Source organism: Bacillus sp. PSXD-155, from assembly GCF_049310765.1.
GTDB lineage: Bacteria > Bacillota > Bacilli > Bacillales > Bacillaceae_G > Bacillus_A > Bacillus_A cereus.
Window position 1 is genome coordinate 1 of the sequence record NZ_JBMOWC010000044.1, and the last position, 15,415, is coordinate 15,415.

A 15,415-nucleotide genomic window follows, 5' to 3' on the forward strand; every position below is an offset into this window, starting at 1 on the left:
TATTTTTAAATTTGTTAAAGCTAGTGTATATTGTGATCTATCTTCTTTAGTGATAGGAGTTTCAAACATTTCATGAATTTGTAAAATAGCAAAAGAGTCTAAAATTTCCTTTGTAATATAATCTCCATATTTTGTAGTGATAGTATAATTCCCTGGATCAAAACCCTGTATTTCTGTAGTACCAAGTTTATTTTCATTTACGTTTAGTGTTGTTAAAGTTTGATAAAATTCTCTACTTGTATTGCAATTCTTAGAACTTAAATTTCTTAATCTATCATAGCCATAATCCCATTTGTTATTTATTCTTTGTAGTATGTTTAAGGTCACGCTTTCTAAAGAAAGCAATCTGTAATCATCACTTTGGATAGCCAATAATCTTCTAATTGTTTGAAGATAATTTTCAAAATTTGTTTTTGCTGCTGTTTTTTGCCCAACCCTCATTAGAATAGCAGATTTTTTAATTCCCCATTCAATTTCCTTTTCCCCAACGTCCCAGTGCTTTAAATAATTGAGAACTTGATTAACATTATTTAAAGCTAAGTTAAATAATATTTGCTCGTAAGTAAGTTGATGTCTTTGTAATAAATCAAGTGGTAATTTGCTAAGTAACTCTCTGTATTCTTCAAATTCTTTTTTGTTACAATCTAATCGTGCTTCTTTTAATAAAGAAAACAAAATAGTTGTATGTTTTTCATTTAAATTTTGTCCTAATTTCTTAATTAAATTTTTAAATTTTTCTTGTTGGAAAGGATCTAATGGAATATAAAATTTTTCAAAACACCATAATATTTCATTTATATAGTTTATCTGTTCATTAATAGTTAAATCGGATATTTCATCGATTTTTTCTCTCGAAAATAACCTTATATAAAATGCGTGAGTACGGCGTATTTCATTTGGCATAACTGCCCATCCAGGATAAGTTTTTCTATTATATTCTAAAGTTTCTAAGCTTAATTGATTCTCAACATAACTTTGATGTGGCCATTGTGTCTTCTCGTTTCTGTCTTTGTAAGCTAAAAATTCGAATATATCTGTAAACATAGCGTGATAAGGTTCTTTTTCAGAAGAGTAAATGTCCTTAAAATCAATTAATGTTATACCTTTTGAGCGTAGCTCACCTTGACGATGTTTTTGTCCATATCCAATCATATAAATTTTTGGCATTTGCTCCCCTAAATTGTTTCTAACCCATGTAGTCCATTTTTCAAAATTTGGATCATCGCCGGAGAATCCTAATAAAACAAAGGTTGTCTCCATAATAGATTGTTGTACCATATTAACAAAAGGACTAAACTTTTCCGGATAACTATCATAATCATTTTTAGTAAATATAAAAGGTCGATTAGACGGAAAGCTACCGTGCAACTTAATTATTCTTGGTGCAGTGGAACGAGGAATATCATTAATATCATAAATTATTTGATAATTACGTTCATATACATTTTTCTTGGTACGCTCTAATAAAGTATCATAATTAGTAGTAAAAACATCTGCCCATGGAAGATTTAGCAATTTTTGATGTAATAAGTCTGGTTCATAATTATCATCTGGTATAGCATCTTTTAGAGTTTCATCTAAACTAGTTCTGCCATACTCGTCTACGTATAATTGTCCAACTTCAAGAACATCTTTATACATAACATCTGGATGATGGCTTAGATTATTAGCTAATTTTTCTCTTAAATCACCCCATAGAGCCATTCCAGAAAAACTACTCTCTATTTTTCTTGCATTCATACTAAAGCCTGCACCAATCATTACAGAAACACGACTTTTCCCATCTTTTGACCATAAATTATCTCGTATTACTTTGAGATGAGGATAAAGAGATAAACTTTCTTTAAAAAACTGATCAATATTTTTAGTACTCAATTTCTAATCACCTTTCTTAATAAGGAAAAATTGTAAGGAAGTGTTTTATTTTATAATACGATTTGGGAAAAGCCTTGTCTATTTGATTTGGCATTTGCATATAGTATTGCTATTTAAGTATTTAAATAATTTATAATACGTTATTTTAAAGAAGTAGTGAAGGATGTTTCAGAGTATTAAATGATGATAAGAGTGAATGTATCTTAAAATAAATACGAATAGAAACCTTCTAATTGTATAAGTAATCTTATGGGAATTTTCTCGTTTCCTCTTTCTTTATAACTTTACATCATTATATTATTAGATAAAAAAGAGAGTCCCTTAGTATAGGAACTCTCTTTTATGTATATCTTCTATTTTTAATCGATTACGATTTCATTTATATTTAGTTTGTTTAAGATCTTTTTATAAAAACGCATTACTTTTTGAGCATGTTGTATAGCCATTAACCCATCTTGAACAGTAAGGGCTTCGAAATACGGATAACGAATATCTGTAGCATAACCATTCAGCTGCACGCATTGTTCTAAAATCAATGAGAACTCCTCATCTAATCTACAACAAGATTTGTGCAGCATTAAAAGGTTATGAGTTTTAGGAACTGGTCTACCGTTTAGTGCAAGAAATCCTTTTAGAAGTTTCTCCACGCATTGTTGACTATGATAACAGATAATTGCAGTGGGGAAAGGGTTCATATCAGATAAGTAAATAGCAGAATCTAAATCAGATTTTGCAATGAATACCCACTCTTTTAGATCCTCAATATTTCTCATATAGGACCGTCCCTTCTAGTGCAATCTTATGTTCCATGGTTACATTACGGCTAGCACGTTCTTGAAACTCTTCTGGCCCATACACTAAAATATCAACTGGCGTTTCCATTACATCGTAAATCCCCCAATTGATACGATTAATGACTTCCCTTTTTCTTTCTCCTACACCTTCCACAACAATACAGAGATCAAAATCACTGTCTTCATTTGGTGTGCCATATGCATGAGAGCCAAAAAGGATGATTTTTTGGACAGAAGACACAGTTTCACGAATCTTTTGCACCAATAGGTCCAATTCTCTTTGTACCTCTTCGTTAATCCGAATCACCCCTCGGATAATGTAATTAAATTGACGTTTAAGTATATTATACATGCGTTTCTCTTCTCCTTGCTATTATATATATTTTTTTTATTGTTTTCTTGTTTTCCAACGTTTTGCAATGCTTGATAACATTCGTATACCCGCTTGAATTCTTATAAGGGTCTACCGTTTGCACTACTATTCCCTCTTTTACTTATTAAAACAATATATGGTACAAGCCTTTTTCCTTTTGCAATATTGATAATAATGCTGATTGTAGATATCCCCCTAGTTTTATTTTGAAAGTGTATTCCCTAAGTTTCTTAGATATGAAATTGATAAATTTGTAATCCTATGTACGGTGTACAAGTCAAATGAGTGCATCAATAGTATCGATGCAGCATGGATAACCCCTTCCTCCTGCACAATGGAAATAACATATTGAAGTAAATTCGCCTGCTTAATAAGTGTATGTATATATACTGGATGGGCATTTGAATCTATATAAGTATCCTTCCTCTGGCCTTCAAGTGCTTCATATATTTGATTTATCTCTAACTCGCAAATAAATTGAAATAACTTATAGTCATGATGTGGTTCCTCTAATATTGGCTCAATCTTTGTAAGCAGAAACATGTAATGCTTAATATTTGTAAACATTGCGAATTGGATAGTTTTAAATGTCCTCATAATAAAAGAAGGAGACAAAAAAACATGCCTCCTTTTCGCCCCCTTGTATATTTATTTTAGAAAAATAATCCCGCTTAGATTATAATCTTCGCTAACTCCTGTTATTGAATACTCACCTGCAAATATGAACTTAAGATGAATACAGTAAAAGTTACTTACCGTATTTCTATTTTTCCTATCTCTGTGAATTTATTCAAAAAAAGACATTGAACTAGGTCGTTCAATGCCTTCTCTCTTCTTAAATATTTGTGTACTCGAAGTACAATTTTTCCGGTTCTCCATACTTATTAATTTCATTCTGATATACAGCAGCTAATTGCTGTGACATTTCAATGCTCTCCATATAGGATAATGAAGTAACTGCTTCTATTTTTTCTTTAATGTTATTAGGAAGAACTGAATAAGATAAGCTCTCCATCTTACTACCTAATTTAGTTTCTGTAGCAGCTTCATAATAAATCTCAGTAATTAGAACTTCATTATCATCTGGATCGTACATATACCCTCGGTTAACTGTAATCATATTATATGACTCCTCTCTGGTTTACAAATCCTAATCTCTAGTGTTTTTAGCATTGCAACAAGTACCCTACTTCTATATACATTCTCTAGTTTTTAATTTTTATATTCCACTCTTTATCTAGTTTACTATGAATTAGAAATTAATCTCTTTCTTTTATGTTAAATTCAAAAATATTTAACATAAATAAGAAACGCTGTAAACCTAGTGCTGTTATTCACATTATTTTTTATTTTTATTACCTGTGTGCTTAACTTTTAAACATTTAGGTACCTTATACAATCGCAGACAGGATATGTTTCTATTAAATAAAGGCCCATTGTTTCATGGTTATTATGAGTACTAATGACTCTCATATTCTTTTTCTTATGCCATACTTTGTAAAATTTCATATAATCTCTCCTCTAAATGAAACAAAAAAGCACAATAAGTGTACTTTTTTATTTCGCATATTATTAGCCCCGAAGGTCTACGTACAAGTGATTCCTAACTTAAAGACAACAAAAAAAGGGTTTCTTTAAGTCGATTAAAAACGTGCATAGCAAAAAAAGCTATATATACACTAATCGGCTCAAAGAAGCCCTTTCACAATTGAAACAAGACACAACTTGCTTCTACAACTCAACCACAACACAATAAGGTGTGGGAATAAACGGAATCAATTAAACAATAAATATACGTTTATATTAAACTAATTTTATGTCATATTCAAACGTTTTTAATGAAACGAAGATAAGAAGGGACTTTCTATGCAGCTGTTATATGTATTGAAGAATAGTGCCCCTATTTCCCCTACTAAAAATCCCTTCTTATTTTCAATTCTTGGTGTTACTTCATGTACTGCAGTTCGAAATATAGCTTTTCTGGTTTTTGATTTTGGTCTAAATAATAAAGTATTTCTTGAATAGTTTCTTCTTCTACTTCCATACTTTCCATATAAGACATACTTTCGTTTTCTTGGATCTTTTCAAAAATGGAAGTAGGTAGCTTGTCTGCAGCAAACACACTCATTTTACTTCCTAGCTTTTGTTCGGATGCAGTGTTGTAGAAAATTTCGTTCACATTGACCTCATTATCATCTGGATCGTACATGAACCCTCTTTGTATACGTAGCAAAGTAGTGCTCCCTTCTTATGTATTCCTTCAATAAAAAGACAATATTTATATATATTGCTATTTCGAAAGAAGGTTTCAAAGAATATTATTTCTTAAAATCCGCACTTTGTATAGAGATAGATACAGGATAATTGGTTTTCTCAAGGTATTTTTAAATATTTCATTCTTTAAAAAACAAAGTTAAACCCACCACATCTGTGAAGGATTTTCTTCAATTAAAATAGATTGAAGATTTTTTGTTGCACGTTTAAATCCTTCTTGAATAGACATGAGTGGATCTTCGTGTTCAATACTTACAACATAATCATATCCATATGTACGAAGTGCACTCATCATTTGCGACCATTCTTCTAAGCTGTGGCCACAACCAACAGAACGGAACGTCCAAGATCTTGTTTTCACCTTACCATAGGGCTGCATATCTGTTAATCCATACATGTTTACATTCTCTTGGTCAATGTAAGTGTCTTTTGCATGAAAGTGATAAATCGCATTTTCTTTCATCAATAACTTAATAGCAGCGACAGGGTCAATTCCTTGCCACCATAAATGACTAGGATCTAAGTTGGCACCTATCGCATTACATGTCTCTTCACGTAGTTTTAGTAATGTATATGGCGTATGTACTAAGAAACCACCGTGAAGTTCTAAACCAATTTTCACACCATGTTCTTTTGCAAATTCACCAACTTGTTTCCAATAAGGAATGAGCTTTTCTTCCCATTGCCATTTTAAAATATCGTTGTATTCATTTGGCCATGGTGCAACAGGCCAATTCGGGTATTTTGCGTTTTCATGGTCACCTGCTATGCCTGAAAAACAATTCACAACAGGTACGTCTAGTAGTGAAGCTAGTTGAATGGTTTTTAACAATGTTTCATGGGATTCTTTTGCAAAAGCAGTATCCGGAGATAAAGGATTTCCGTGACAACTAAAAGCGCTAATGATTAAATCTCTTTTTTGTACATGTTCTATATATGTGCTTCTGGCTTGTTCGCTTTCTAATAATAAATCTAAGTTACAGTGCGATCCTCCAGGATAACATCCTGTACCAATTTCTACAGCATTCAAACCGGCTGCTTGTACATAATCTAGCATTTCTTCAAACTCCATATGAGAAAAAAGTGTTGTAAATACTCCTAATTTCATTTATCTTCCCGTCCTATCTACATGTGTGTTACTACTCTCGTAAATTGCATCAATAATTTGTGATACTTGCAGCGATTCCTCAGGTTTTACAATTAATTCCTCGTCGTATAAGCAAGCTTTTATAAAGTTTTCTGCTTGCAAAATTCCAGGATCACTGTTAGATTCTATCCAAATAGGTTCACTATTTAATAGCATATTATGTTTTGTTGTATATAATTCAATTGGAAAAACATTCATTCCACCGTTTACTCCGGAGATACTTACTTGTTCTTCATCATTTTTAATATTTGCTGCCCAAGAAGTTTCAAATATTAATGATGCTCCATTTTCAAACTTTATGTATGCGGTAACATGATCATCAACTTCAAATGTTTTATAATCATATTTCCCCCACATGTTTATTTGATTTGGTAGCTTACTAACTGCATTATAGACACTACCAATGACTTCTGTTTGTTTGGGATTTCCAATTAACCATAGTGCTAAATCAAGAAGATGACAGCCGTAATCTATTAAACTTCCTCCACCTTGTAATTCTTTATTTGTAAAAACGCCCCATCCTGGCACTTTTCGGCGACGGAGTGCCTTTACACGAACAACAAGAGGCGTTCCAATCTCATCTATCATCATTTTTTTTGCAACTTGTGACTCCTTCATGTAGCGATAATGATAAGCGATAGCAAGTTTTTTACCGCTGTTTTTTGCAGATTCTATCATTTGTTCACATTCTGTCGCTGTTAAAGCCATCGGTTTTTCACATAATACATGTTTCCCTGCTTGTAATGCTGCGATAGAAATCTCAGAATGAAACTTATTTGGTGTACAAATACAAACAGCGTCAACTTCTTTAAAGACTTCTTCATATGTTTCAAATACATAGGGAACGTTATATGTCTTAGCGACTTGTTGTGCGCGTTTTATGCTTCTATCATGTATAGCCGTAATCGTACAATATTCATGTAATTTTACAAATGCAGGGATATGGCAATTTTGTGCAATTCCTCCTGCCCCTATTATTCCAATGCGTAGTTTTATCATGTCTTCCCCTTTTCTCATAATGGAATTGTAACAATTTGTTTTGTTTCACTTGATTGTATGGCTGCTAAAATGACTTCTAACGATTTCATTCCATCTACACCATTAATTAATGGTTCCTTATCAGATAGGATAGACACTACAAATTGCTCAATCACATGTGAATTACTTTGGCCAACTGTGGCGTTTGATTGAATTTTATTAAGCTCATATTTTACAACTTCCCCATTTTTATATTGGATAATGAGTGAGTTAGTTGGGTCATCTTCTAGGCGAAGAGTGGCCTTTTCTCCATAAATAATTGTTGAATTATCTTCTTTGCTAACGTAAGACCAACTTGCTGCAAGTGTTCCGATAATACCACTTTCGCTTTTTAATATGCATACCGCACAATCATCTACATTCGAAAATGTTTTCGCGCTTGTCTCAACAAAGGCACCAACCTCTGTAATTTCTTCATTAAGAATATACCGAATTAAATCCGCTTTATGTACACCTAAATCACCCATTGCACCAAGAAAAGCCTCCTCTTTTTTAAAGAACCAGCTCTCTTTTCCATCTACACTCCAATTTTCAGGACCACTATGACCAAACGCTGTACGAAAGCTATATATTTTGCCGATTGCACCACTTTTAATCATTTGTTTTGCCTTTTGATGAGAAGCAACAAAACGCTGGTTATGGCCAATCATTAACTTTTTACCGCTTTTTTCAGCAGCTCCAATCATCATTTCCGCGTCTGCTTTTGACGTTGCCATTGGCTTTTCACATAGCACATGGATACCTGCTTGTAATGCAGCGATAGAAATTGATGCATGTAAATGATTTGGTGTACATACACTCACTGCATCTAACTCTTCACAATTGATAAGCTCGTTATAGTCAGTGTACATATTTACACCATAATTATTGGCAATCTTTTTTGCACGTTTTTTATTACTATCACAAACAGCCACAATCTGTACATATGGGTTTGCTTCATATTCTGGTAAATGACGATGCTGCGCGATGCTTCCACATCCAATAATACCTACCTTTAAAATATTCAAGATCATATCCTCCTTTTGCTTGATTTGAAATTATTATAGAAATTTTTTGATTGAAAAAATATGCTATATATCGTTATGTTTTTATCAAAAGTTGCCTTTTTTTATAAGAAATAAGAAAACTTTTGATAAAAGTGTTATATTGCTAACAAGGAGGTGTAAACGTCTATGACAGAAGGGAATTGTAATAAACATACTGAAGCAATTGAAGAAAAAGTCATTTATCAAAATCCATTACTATTTTTAAAGGTATGGGACATTGTTATGGAAACTTCTTATTATGATCAAATTGAGAGGGCGCCTTGGCATTATCATGAAGAGATTGAGTTTTTAGCAATTATAGAAGGATATTTAGGCATACAAAGTAAAGATAAGTATATTGTTCTTGGCCCTGGAGATGTTTTTATTTTAGGGAAATCTGAGTTGCATCGGTCACATAAACCTGCTGCAGATTCTTTACACTACGTTGTGTTCCAAGTGAATTTAAAACAACACTTTGACCGAAGCATTATACAATATTTACATTGCTTTTCAGAACGAACAAAATCCTTAAATGAGTTAAACTATATTTTTGAACAAAATGAAGTAGTAAAACATGAAGCTTACGCTCTTATTATAGAAATTTTTACAGAATCAAAAAAGAAAATAAACGGATATGAAATCGCTATTAGTGTTGCTATTAAGAAATTACTCTTAATACTATTAAGAAACGACAAACATAACATTTTAAATTATAGTGAACAAGACGACTTGGCTCGTTTAAAACCAGTACTTGATTATGTAGAAGATCATTTAGGAGAAAAGATAACCGTAACCAAAGCATGCGCTTTAATAAATTTAAGCTATCATTATTTCATAAAATACTTTAAAAGAATTATGGGTATTTCCTTTTTTGATTATGTGAATTATAAGCGCATCAAACAAGCAGAAAGTTTATTAATAACAAGCGACCTTAGTATTACAGATGTTGGATGTGAAGTTGGAATTGCAAACATGTCACAGTTTTATAAGTTGTTTAAAAAAGAGAATAACTGTTTACCAAAGGAGTTTAAGCAGCGAATACTAAGCAGTAAACAAGCCACCCTTAAAAGAAATTAATAGCTTGTAAGGGTGGCCTAGTGTGTTGCGAATAGCTTTGTATTTAATTGTTTAATCTCCCCTTCTGCAAGGGGCTGATAAAAAGCGTGTTGTAATCCTTGTATATGCAAGGTCTCTCCTATACATAACAATACTTTACCAGGAAGCAGGTCAAGTAATAGTTCATTATTAATTTGCTTTGCTTGTTTTTCAGTAGAAACATAAATAACTAAGATAGTAGGATTATTTCCAAAACCCCGCATAATAATATCTTTTCCTGATTCTACAAAAGTGTTCCATCTAGCAATTATTCGTTTTAATCGATCTTTTTTATCAGATAACAAGGTAGAGTATACAACGAAATTAAATTTACGTTATTCCCCGCCGTTTACTATAAAACTTAAAGGAGGGGTAAAAACCCCTTTATTAATGGATGGATGCATAATATGCCCTAAAAAGGATGAAGCATAACGCAGGTGGCAAAGTAGGTCTATATCATGCCAATAACGTAGGTGAACATATTTACCATAATTATCAATTCGCTCTGGAGCAAAGAAGAACATATTTCCTTGCCAGTATTTTAAGAGCTTATAACCATTATTGGATAACGTATATGTTTCTTCAAAGATCTCCATATCAAAAATCTCTACTTGCCATTTCTCAATTAGACGATAGTAAAGTAATCTTTGAAGTGCATCATTTATTTTCTTACGTGAATATTTACTTTTGAATAAATATAATAAATGATTGAATCTAACGGACATATGCAAACCAATGAAAGTGAGTAATGCATATTGTTCTTCTGTTAAAAGCTGCTTAAACTTAACTAATTCGTCATAAGAGTGGAATACATAGGTTTTATCCAAATCATGTATCCGATATATTTGAAGTCCTTGTACATCCTCACTTGATAAATGAGGAATAGAAGGGATATAAGTAGACATTTGTTTCTCTATTGTACGCATAATCATCCATTAAAATTGGTAAATTGACGAATTAGATTTTTTACTCTGGCCTTGCGGATAATTTAGGATACGTACGGTTCCTCTTCTATTTTTAGCATCAATATTAAGCAGCTCACATGTAACGATTGTTTGGTTAATTGCATCTTCTGGGGTTGGGTTTGCAAGATTACGGCTCTTTAGTCCTTTAAACTGAATACCTGGTGCAACCTCAACAAAAATCCCAGCAATTGCATCTACACCTACAATTTTACCTATAAAGCGGTCACGGCGTTTATTTAGTTCTAATAACTTCTCCATTGGATCTGTTTCTATTATTTTTTTATTCCCTCTAAACTCATAGCGGCCATTCTTTTCTACTACTTTATCGATGACAAGCTCTACAATATCACCAATTACAATATCATTAGAGCGAACGAATGAATGAGACCATTGTGAATATCCTACTCCTACTGTTACACCATGAACTTCAACTAGAACAGTTTGTGCAGATGGGATATGTCCCGAAACGGTTCCTGTGTATACTTTATTTCCTTCTTGTGTTTCTACTTCTTCATATAGCTTTTTTTGAAGTGCTATTTCTCCTGCTGTGATAGATACAACTGCAAAGTTGCCTTCTTCAGTTTTTTGGAAGTGTTCAATAATAACAGGCTTTGTTCTACCAACTAGCCACTGAGGATTTTTAGGAACATTTATACCTGCTTCTGTAATTGGGCAATATGCTGTTGTATGAGTACCAATTTGCATTGTAAGCACTTGTATACGCTCAGACGTTCCATTTTTAGTAGGGAATAGTTTTTCAGATACCACTGTAACTAAACCTTTCCCTACAGTACGCTCACGTTTCATACGGGCTAATTCTTCTAGTTCATGTTCACGTACTCGCTCGAATTGATTAAAGTTTGTTTCTAACAGTGTGTTAGCTTGTGGATTCTCTGATTCAAAAGCCATTCCAAGTTCTTCTACAGTTTGAGTGTTTGTTTTTTCTTCGGCCATTACATTTTCCTCCTAGAACGTAAAAAAGGACACACCTGTACCGTTGGGATGGTACGTAAGGTGTGTCCTTCACGTAAATTATGATTTATTTATATAGTTGTTAATACAAATATAATGGTATTTTTACTCAAATGCAAGAATAATTTTAAAATCATAAGTTTGATATAGGTTCATACCAAGTCTAGAATTACGCCAATATTGTCTAGACTCTTCCCCTACTTGGCTAATAGCAGTAGAAAATTCCTATTAAAAGGAAATCTAGAATACTTTTTCTAAGCATATTCTGCAATTTGATGCGTATTTACCAAGCTCAGATTAAAATCTAGAATGCAGTCTTTCTAGATTTAATTTGAGGTTTACAAACTATTAATCAAATAAATTGTTTAATTCCTTACTCATTACGTTCGACGTGTTTTGCTTTGGCTTCTCAATATTATTAAGCAGTGACTGCGTAGTGTTATTCTTATTTTTTTGCTGAGATTTTAAGTGCTCTTGGCGTTCTTTGTAGCTCATACGTTTATATTCTGGTTGCTTCTTATCACTTCTTGAAAGATCTTCCCTATTTTTTTCTAAGTTTTCATGAACTGTAATACTAATAGATTCGTAAACTTTTGCTACATCTTCATCAAGCTTATTTTCTTCCGTATGATTAAGCGTTTCTGCGATTGGGATCGTGTTGATTTCTACACATGTTTCGTCTGACTCTGTTTTTGTAACTGGAATTGAAGTAGATTCTATATTTGTTTCTGCAGTTTCTATTATTGGAACGGGAAGTCCATCAGATGGGAATTCTTCTAGCAGTGGTTCAGTCTCATCGGGAATCTTGGAATGAATGATAGAATCCGTATTCCAATCTTGCTCTAGCATAGTAATAGATAATTCTTTGTTTAGTTCTGCTACCTCCATTTTTATTTCATGACATTGGTCCATAAGAGGTAATTCTATATCTACGGTTTCCTCAATATCTTCTTTCACGATTGGTTCTGTTATTGCAGTGCTTATTCTTTCTATATGTGTTTTTTCTGTTATAACTGGCAGTTCGCCATTTCGTTGTAGGGCTTCTATTAATCTTGATGCATGTGTATAACTAATTTTAAATATGTCTTGTAGTACAGATATAGAAGCACTTCCCGATTCTTTTACAAAACTTAAAACATCGTCGTATAGAATATCCTTAAAGAAGCTAGCCTCCTCTTGTACAGTTCCCTTGTCTTCGCTTGGAATCGCTACTTCCTGTGAAATAGTATTGTCAGATGATTGAGTCGTATTAACACTTGGTTCCTCTGGTATATTACTATTATTTGAAATTAAAACTTTACGAGGACTATCCCCTGTGTAAGAACTTACAACTAGATTTTGTTCTAACTTCTCAATATATTGCATAGCCTTCATATAGCCAATCTTGAATTTTCTTTGCAGATGAGATGGTGAGACTTGTTGTGATTCAATAATAAATTCCTTAATTTCTTCATACAACTTATTTTCAGCCTCATCATCAATATCTCCCTGCTGGTTCATAGCTGCAGGATCATTAGGTAGAATTTCATTTTGAGACTTGTGTTCCTTATAATCCTCCAATGATACAACGTGCTGTTGCTCTTCAGTTGTTTCTATAGAGCTATTCTGTTTCATCTCATCCTCTTGTATAGGCGGCAAAGGTTGTATTTTCTTCATGTTCTCTGCGTCTACATGTTTCATAGGATTTGCTTTTGCAATAGATTCATTAATAAGACGAAGACGTTCATTTTCCCAATATTGGCCTGTTCGCTCCTCTACCTGTATGAGTGCATGCACGAATTCTTCTTTAGGTACAAAGTTACTCGTAATTTGTTGGACAGGTTGCACATGGTTGTCTTGTACAATACGAGCTGCACAGATGAATGCACCTTGTCCCATGATATCTCCTGGTGACATAACAACTTCTTTTGCTTTCTGATAGGTTGATCCTAATCGACTAACAGGGTTGTCTTGCATAGGTGAAATACCTTGTTCAGATTCAGCCTCTTTAAATTCTTCTTTCTCACCAAACATATCTGAAAAGATTTTTGCATCATATGGTGTTACATCTCCAAATATCATTTTGTTACGGAATGAGCCTAGTAAGGTAAACATGTATTGCTCTGTGAAGTCGAGAGCTAATTGAGATAGTGTTTGGCTAGCAATTGTGAGAATTACTTTATATTTACGAGATTGTGCAGGGAATTCTTTAAACGGGCGCACAATAAAGTCCGGGAACTTATCGACAATAATATGATGGTAAGGTAAGACGTTTGGTTTCCTACGGAATACGGCATTCTGCATACTAAGTAGAACGAATTTCCCTAATACATTAGAAAGTTCTGCTAATTCCCCTTTTGCAGTATTCGCAAGTAAAATACCACCTTGCTCCAGATGAATATCGAAATCAAAATCGGATTTTCCAAACAAAACACGCCGTATTAAAACGTTTGAAGCTAAATCTTTTAAGATATTACGCAAGCCCTTTACATATTCCTCTTCTCTATCATAATGCATTGGTTGTCCGCGGTATTTTCCTGATTTATAAACGGCCGGTTCTCCTTGGAAATCTGTTTTTTCACAGATAGTATTATTAAACCATTCGTCAATACCTTTTATAATTTGATATTCGTTTTTTTGGTCACGTGAAGCTGCTCCACTTTGAACAAAATCATATAACTTTTCTACCTGTATTTTTAATAGTTTGTGCATACGGTGAACACGCTCTACATCGTCATACATGCTTATTAAATCATCAAAGGTGACATCTTTTTGAGGATTATGCAGTTTTAATAAGTAAATATGTTGCTTAAGGTGGTTACGCTGCGCTTGTTCAAAGAACGCATTGTTAGATTCAGACAAACCTTGAATAACCATTGCGAAAACCTCTGCTACTTTATCAACTGGTCCTCGCAGAATGTTTATATTTTTGGTATCAGGATTAGTTGGATCAATGTAATAAATCGAGCTTGCAGGAATCTTATGTGCTTGTACCAACTTAAATACTTTTTGACATAAATCATTACTCGGTTCAATAACAGTCACACCATGTAAAAATGTTCCTTTTACTTCTTCTGTATCATAATCATTCTTTTTATACGCAGTTTCAAACTTATTTATAAAACGCACCATCCAGTGTAAATCTTGATTTATCATAGGAATAATTAAACTTGATGTTTTACCAGAACCAATTGGACCAATAATGATACCATTTAACGTTCTATCTTTTCCCTTAATCCGGACCATTTCTTTATGCTCAATATGCGGTCCAATTTCTACATCAGGGTATATTTGTTCTTCTTTGCTATTAAACCACTTTTGTAACTTGTGATTTTTATATTCGTATTTTTTTACCCACTTTAATATTTCTTCTCGGTAACGAACAATATGGCCACTATACCAAAGTGTAAACAAAATCATAAATACTGTAGGTAAAAATACAAAAATCATAGTGAGTGTGTGAAAATTCCCTGTTAAAACATGACCTATGGCCTCATACTCACCAAAATTAACATGCTTTGATTTATCCGTAAGATACGGAATAACCTTTGCATGGATCGGAGCAGTTGCAAACCATAAAAATTGAATATCGACTGCAATATGAGAAGCAATCAAAATTATTAATTTCCCATTTTTCACATGCAAAGCAGGAATACGGCTGTAAAACCTAAAGCTGAATTCTCCTAATAGTAAAGAGAAGAACATTAAAATAAGCGGTACATATGTAATTTCTATAGGATAAGACGGTGGTTCAAATGCATAGTAGAGTAACTTGATGTAGTTTACTAAACCGAATCCAAATGAAAGAATAAATCCACTAATTATGCCGATTGTAGTAAATAATGGTATTCTTTGTTTAAATGTCTCCATATAGGCTC

General features: G+C 33.0%; 12 protein-coding genes and 1 pseudogene. 1 reads left to right on the forward strand and 12 read right to left on the reverse strand.

Annotated elements, in window-relative coordinates:
* From ACO6VI_RS26660 to ACO6VI_RS26700, 9 genes are all read right to left on the reverse strand, one after another.
* On the reverse strand, positions 1–1,875 hold a 1,875-nt coding region (locus ACO6VI_RS26660; RefSeq protein ID WP_422424513.1), incomplete at its 3' end, for an SIR2 family NAD-dependent protein deacylase.
* Between the two features lie 359 nt (positions 1,876–2,234).
* Positions 2,235–2,648, reverse strand: coding sequence for a HEPN domain-containing protein (locus ACO6VI_RS26665; protein WP_422424515.1), 414 nt, complete (start codon positions 2,646–2,648; stop codon positions 2,235–2,237).
* The gene (locus ACO6VI_RS26670) at positions 2,635–3,021 is read right to left on the reverse strand and encodes a nucleotidyltransferase domain-containing protein (protein ID WP_000282359.1); all 387 of its coding nucleotides are present in this window, start codon (positions 3,019–3,021) and stop codon (positions 2,635–2,637) included. Before ACO6VI_RS26670 ends, ACO6VI_RS26665 begins: the two co-directional genes overlap by 14 nt.
* A 222-nt stretch (positions 3,022–3,243) precedes the next feature.
* Positions 3,244–3,639 (reverse strand): hypothetical protein, encoded by a 396-nt coding sequence (locus ACO6VI_RS26675; protein WP_422424546.1) that lies wholly within the window; start codon positions 3,637–3,639, stop codon positions 3,244–3,246.
* Between the two features lie 238 nt (positions 3,640–3,877).
* The gene (locus ACO6VI_RS26680) at positions 3,878–4,162 is read right to left on the reverse strand and encodes a hypothetical protein (RefSeq protein ID WP_422424517.1); all 285 of its coding nucleotides are present in this window, start codon (positions 4,160–4,162) and stop codon (positions 3,878–3,880) included.
* 825 nt (positions 4,163–4,987) lie between these two features.
* On the reverse strand, positions 4,988–5,251 hold the full coding sequence (locus ACO6VI_RS26685; RefSeq protein WP_422424548.1) for a hypothetical protein: 264 nt from the start codon (positions 5,249–5,251) through the stop codon (positions 4,988–4,990).
* Between the two features lie 204 nt (positions 5,252–5,455).
* Positions 5,456–6,424 carry a sugar phosphate isomerase/epimerase family protein gene (locus ACO6VI_RS26690; RefSeq protein WP_422424518.1) on the reverse strand — a complete coding sequence of 323 codons (969 nt, stop codon included), beginning with the start codon at positions 6,422–6,424 and terminating at the stop codon, positions 5,456–5,458.
* Positions 6,425–7,462, reverse strand: coding sequence for a Gfo/Idh/MocA family protein (locus ACO6VI_RS26695; RefSeq protein ID WP_422424520.1), 1,038 nt, complete (start codon positions 7,460–7,462; stop codon positions 6,425–6,427). It abuts the gene before it with no gap.
* Positions 7,463–7,476: 14 nt separating this feature from the next.
* Entirely contained in the window at positions 7,477–8,508 is a 1,032-nt protein-coding gene (locus ACO6VI_RS26700) for a Gfo/Idh/MocA family protein (protein ID WP_422424521.1), read from the reverse strand.
* A gap of 165 nt (positions 8,509–8,673) precedes the next feature.
* Between ACO6VI_RS26700 and ACO6VI_RS26705 the strand changes: the two genes are divergently transcribed.
* Positions 8,674–9,603, forward strand: a complete 930-nt coding sequence (locus ACO6VI_RS26705) for a helix-turn-helix domain-containing protein (protein WP_088349881.1) — start codon at positions 8,674–8,676, stop codon at positions 9,601–9,603.
* Positions 9,604–9,620: 17 nt separating this feature from the next.
* On the opposite strand, the pseudogene ACO6VI_RS26710 reads toward ACO6VI_RS26705, so the two are convergent.
* From ACO6VI_RS26710 to ACO6VI_RS26720, 3 genes and pseudogenes are all read right to left on the reverse strand, one after another.
* Positions 9,621–10,547, reverse strand: a pseudogene (locus tag ACO6VI_RS26710) (hypothetical protein).
* Positions 10,548–10,556: 9 nt separating this feature from the next.
* Positions 10,557–11,540 carry an RNA-binding protein gene (locus tag ACO6VI_RS26715; RefSeq protein ID WP_422424523.1) on the reverse strand — a complete coding sequence of 328 codons (984 nt, stop codon included), beginning with the start codon at positions 11,538–11,540 and terminating at the stop codon, positions 10,557–10,559.
* Positions 11,541–11,906: 366 nt separating this feature from the next.
* Positions 11,907–15,407, reverse strand: coding sequence for a DNA translocase FtsK (locus ACO6VI_RS26720; protein ID WP_422424525.1), 3,501 nt, complete (start codon positions 15,405–15,407; stop codon positions 11,907–11,909).
* Between the last annotated feature and the right edge of the window lie 8 nt (positions 15,408–15,415).

Excerpts from the sequence above, each read along its gene's own strand:
- ACO6VI_RS26665 (WP_422424515.1), bottom strand. The coding sequence starts at position 2,648 with ATGAGAAATATTGAGGATCTAAAAGAGTGGGTATTCATTGCAAAATCT.
- ACO6VI_RS26670 (WP_000282359.1), bottom strand. The coding sequence starts at position 3,021 with ATGTATAATATACTTAAACGTCAATTTAATTACATTATCCGAGGGGTG.
- ACO6VI_RS26715 (WP_422424523.1), bottom strand. The coding sequence starts at position 11,540 with ATGGCCGAAGAAAAAACAAACACTCAAACTGTAGAAGAACTTGGAATG.
- ACO6VI_RS26685 (WP_422424548.1), bottom strand. The coding sequence starts at position 5,251 with ATGTACGATCCAGATGATAATGAGGTCAATGTGAACGAAATTTTCTAC.
- ACO6VI_RS26720 (WP_422424525.1), bottom strand. The coding sequence starts at position 15,407 with ATGGAGACATTTAAACAAAGAATACCATTATTTACTACAATCGGCATA.
- ACO6VI_RS26695 (WP_422424520.1), bottom strand. The coding sequence starts at position 7,462 with ATGATAAAACTACGCATTGGAATAATAGGGGCAGGAGGAATTGCACAA.
- ACO6VI_RS26680 (WP_422424517.1), bottom strand. The coding sequence starts at position 4,162 with ATGATTACAGTTAACCGAGGGTATATGTACGATCCAGATGATAATGAA.
- ACO6VI_RS26675 (WP_422424546.1), bottom strand. The coding sequence starts at position 3,639 with ATGAGGACATTTAAAACTATCCAATTCGCAATGTTTACAAATATTAAG.
- ACO6VI_RS26690 (WP_422424518.1), bottom strand. The coding sequence starts at position 6,424 with ATGAAATTAGGAGTATTTACAACACTTTTTTCTCATATGGAGTTTGAA.
- ACO6VI_RS26705 (WP_088349881.1), top strand. The coding sequence starts at position 8,674 with ATGACAGAAGGGAATTGTAATAAACATACTGAAGCAATTGAAGAAAAA.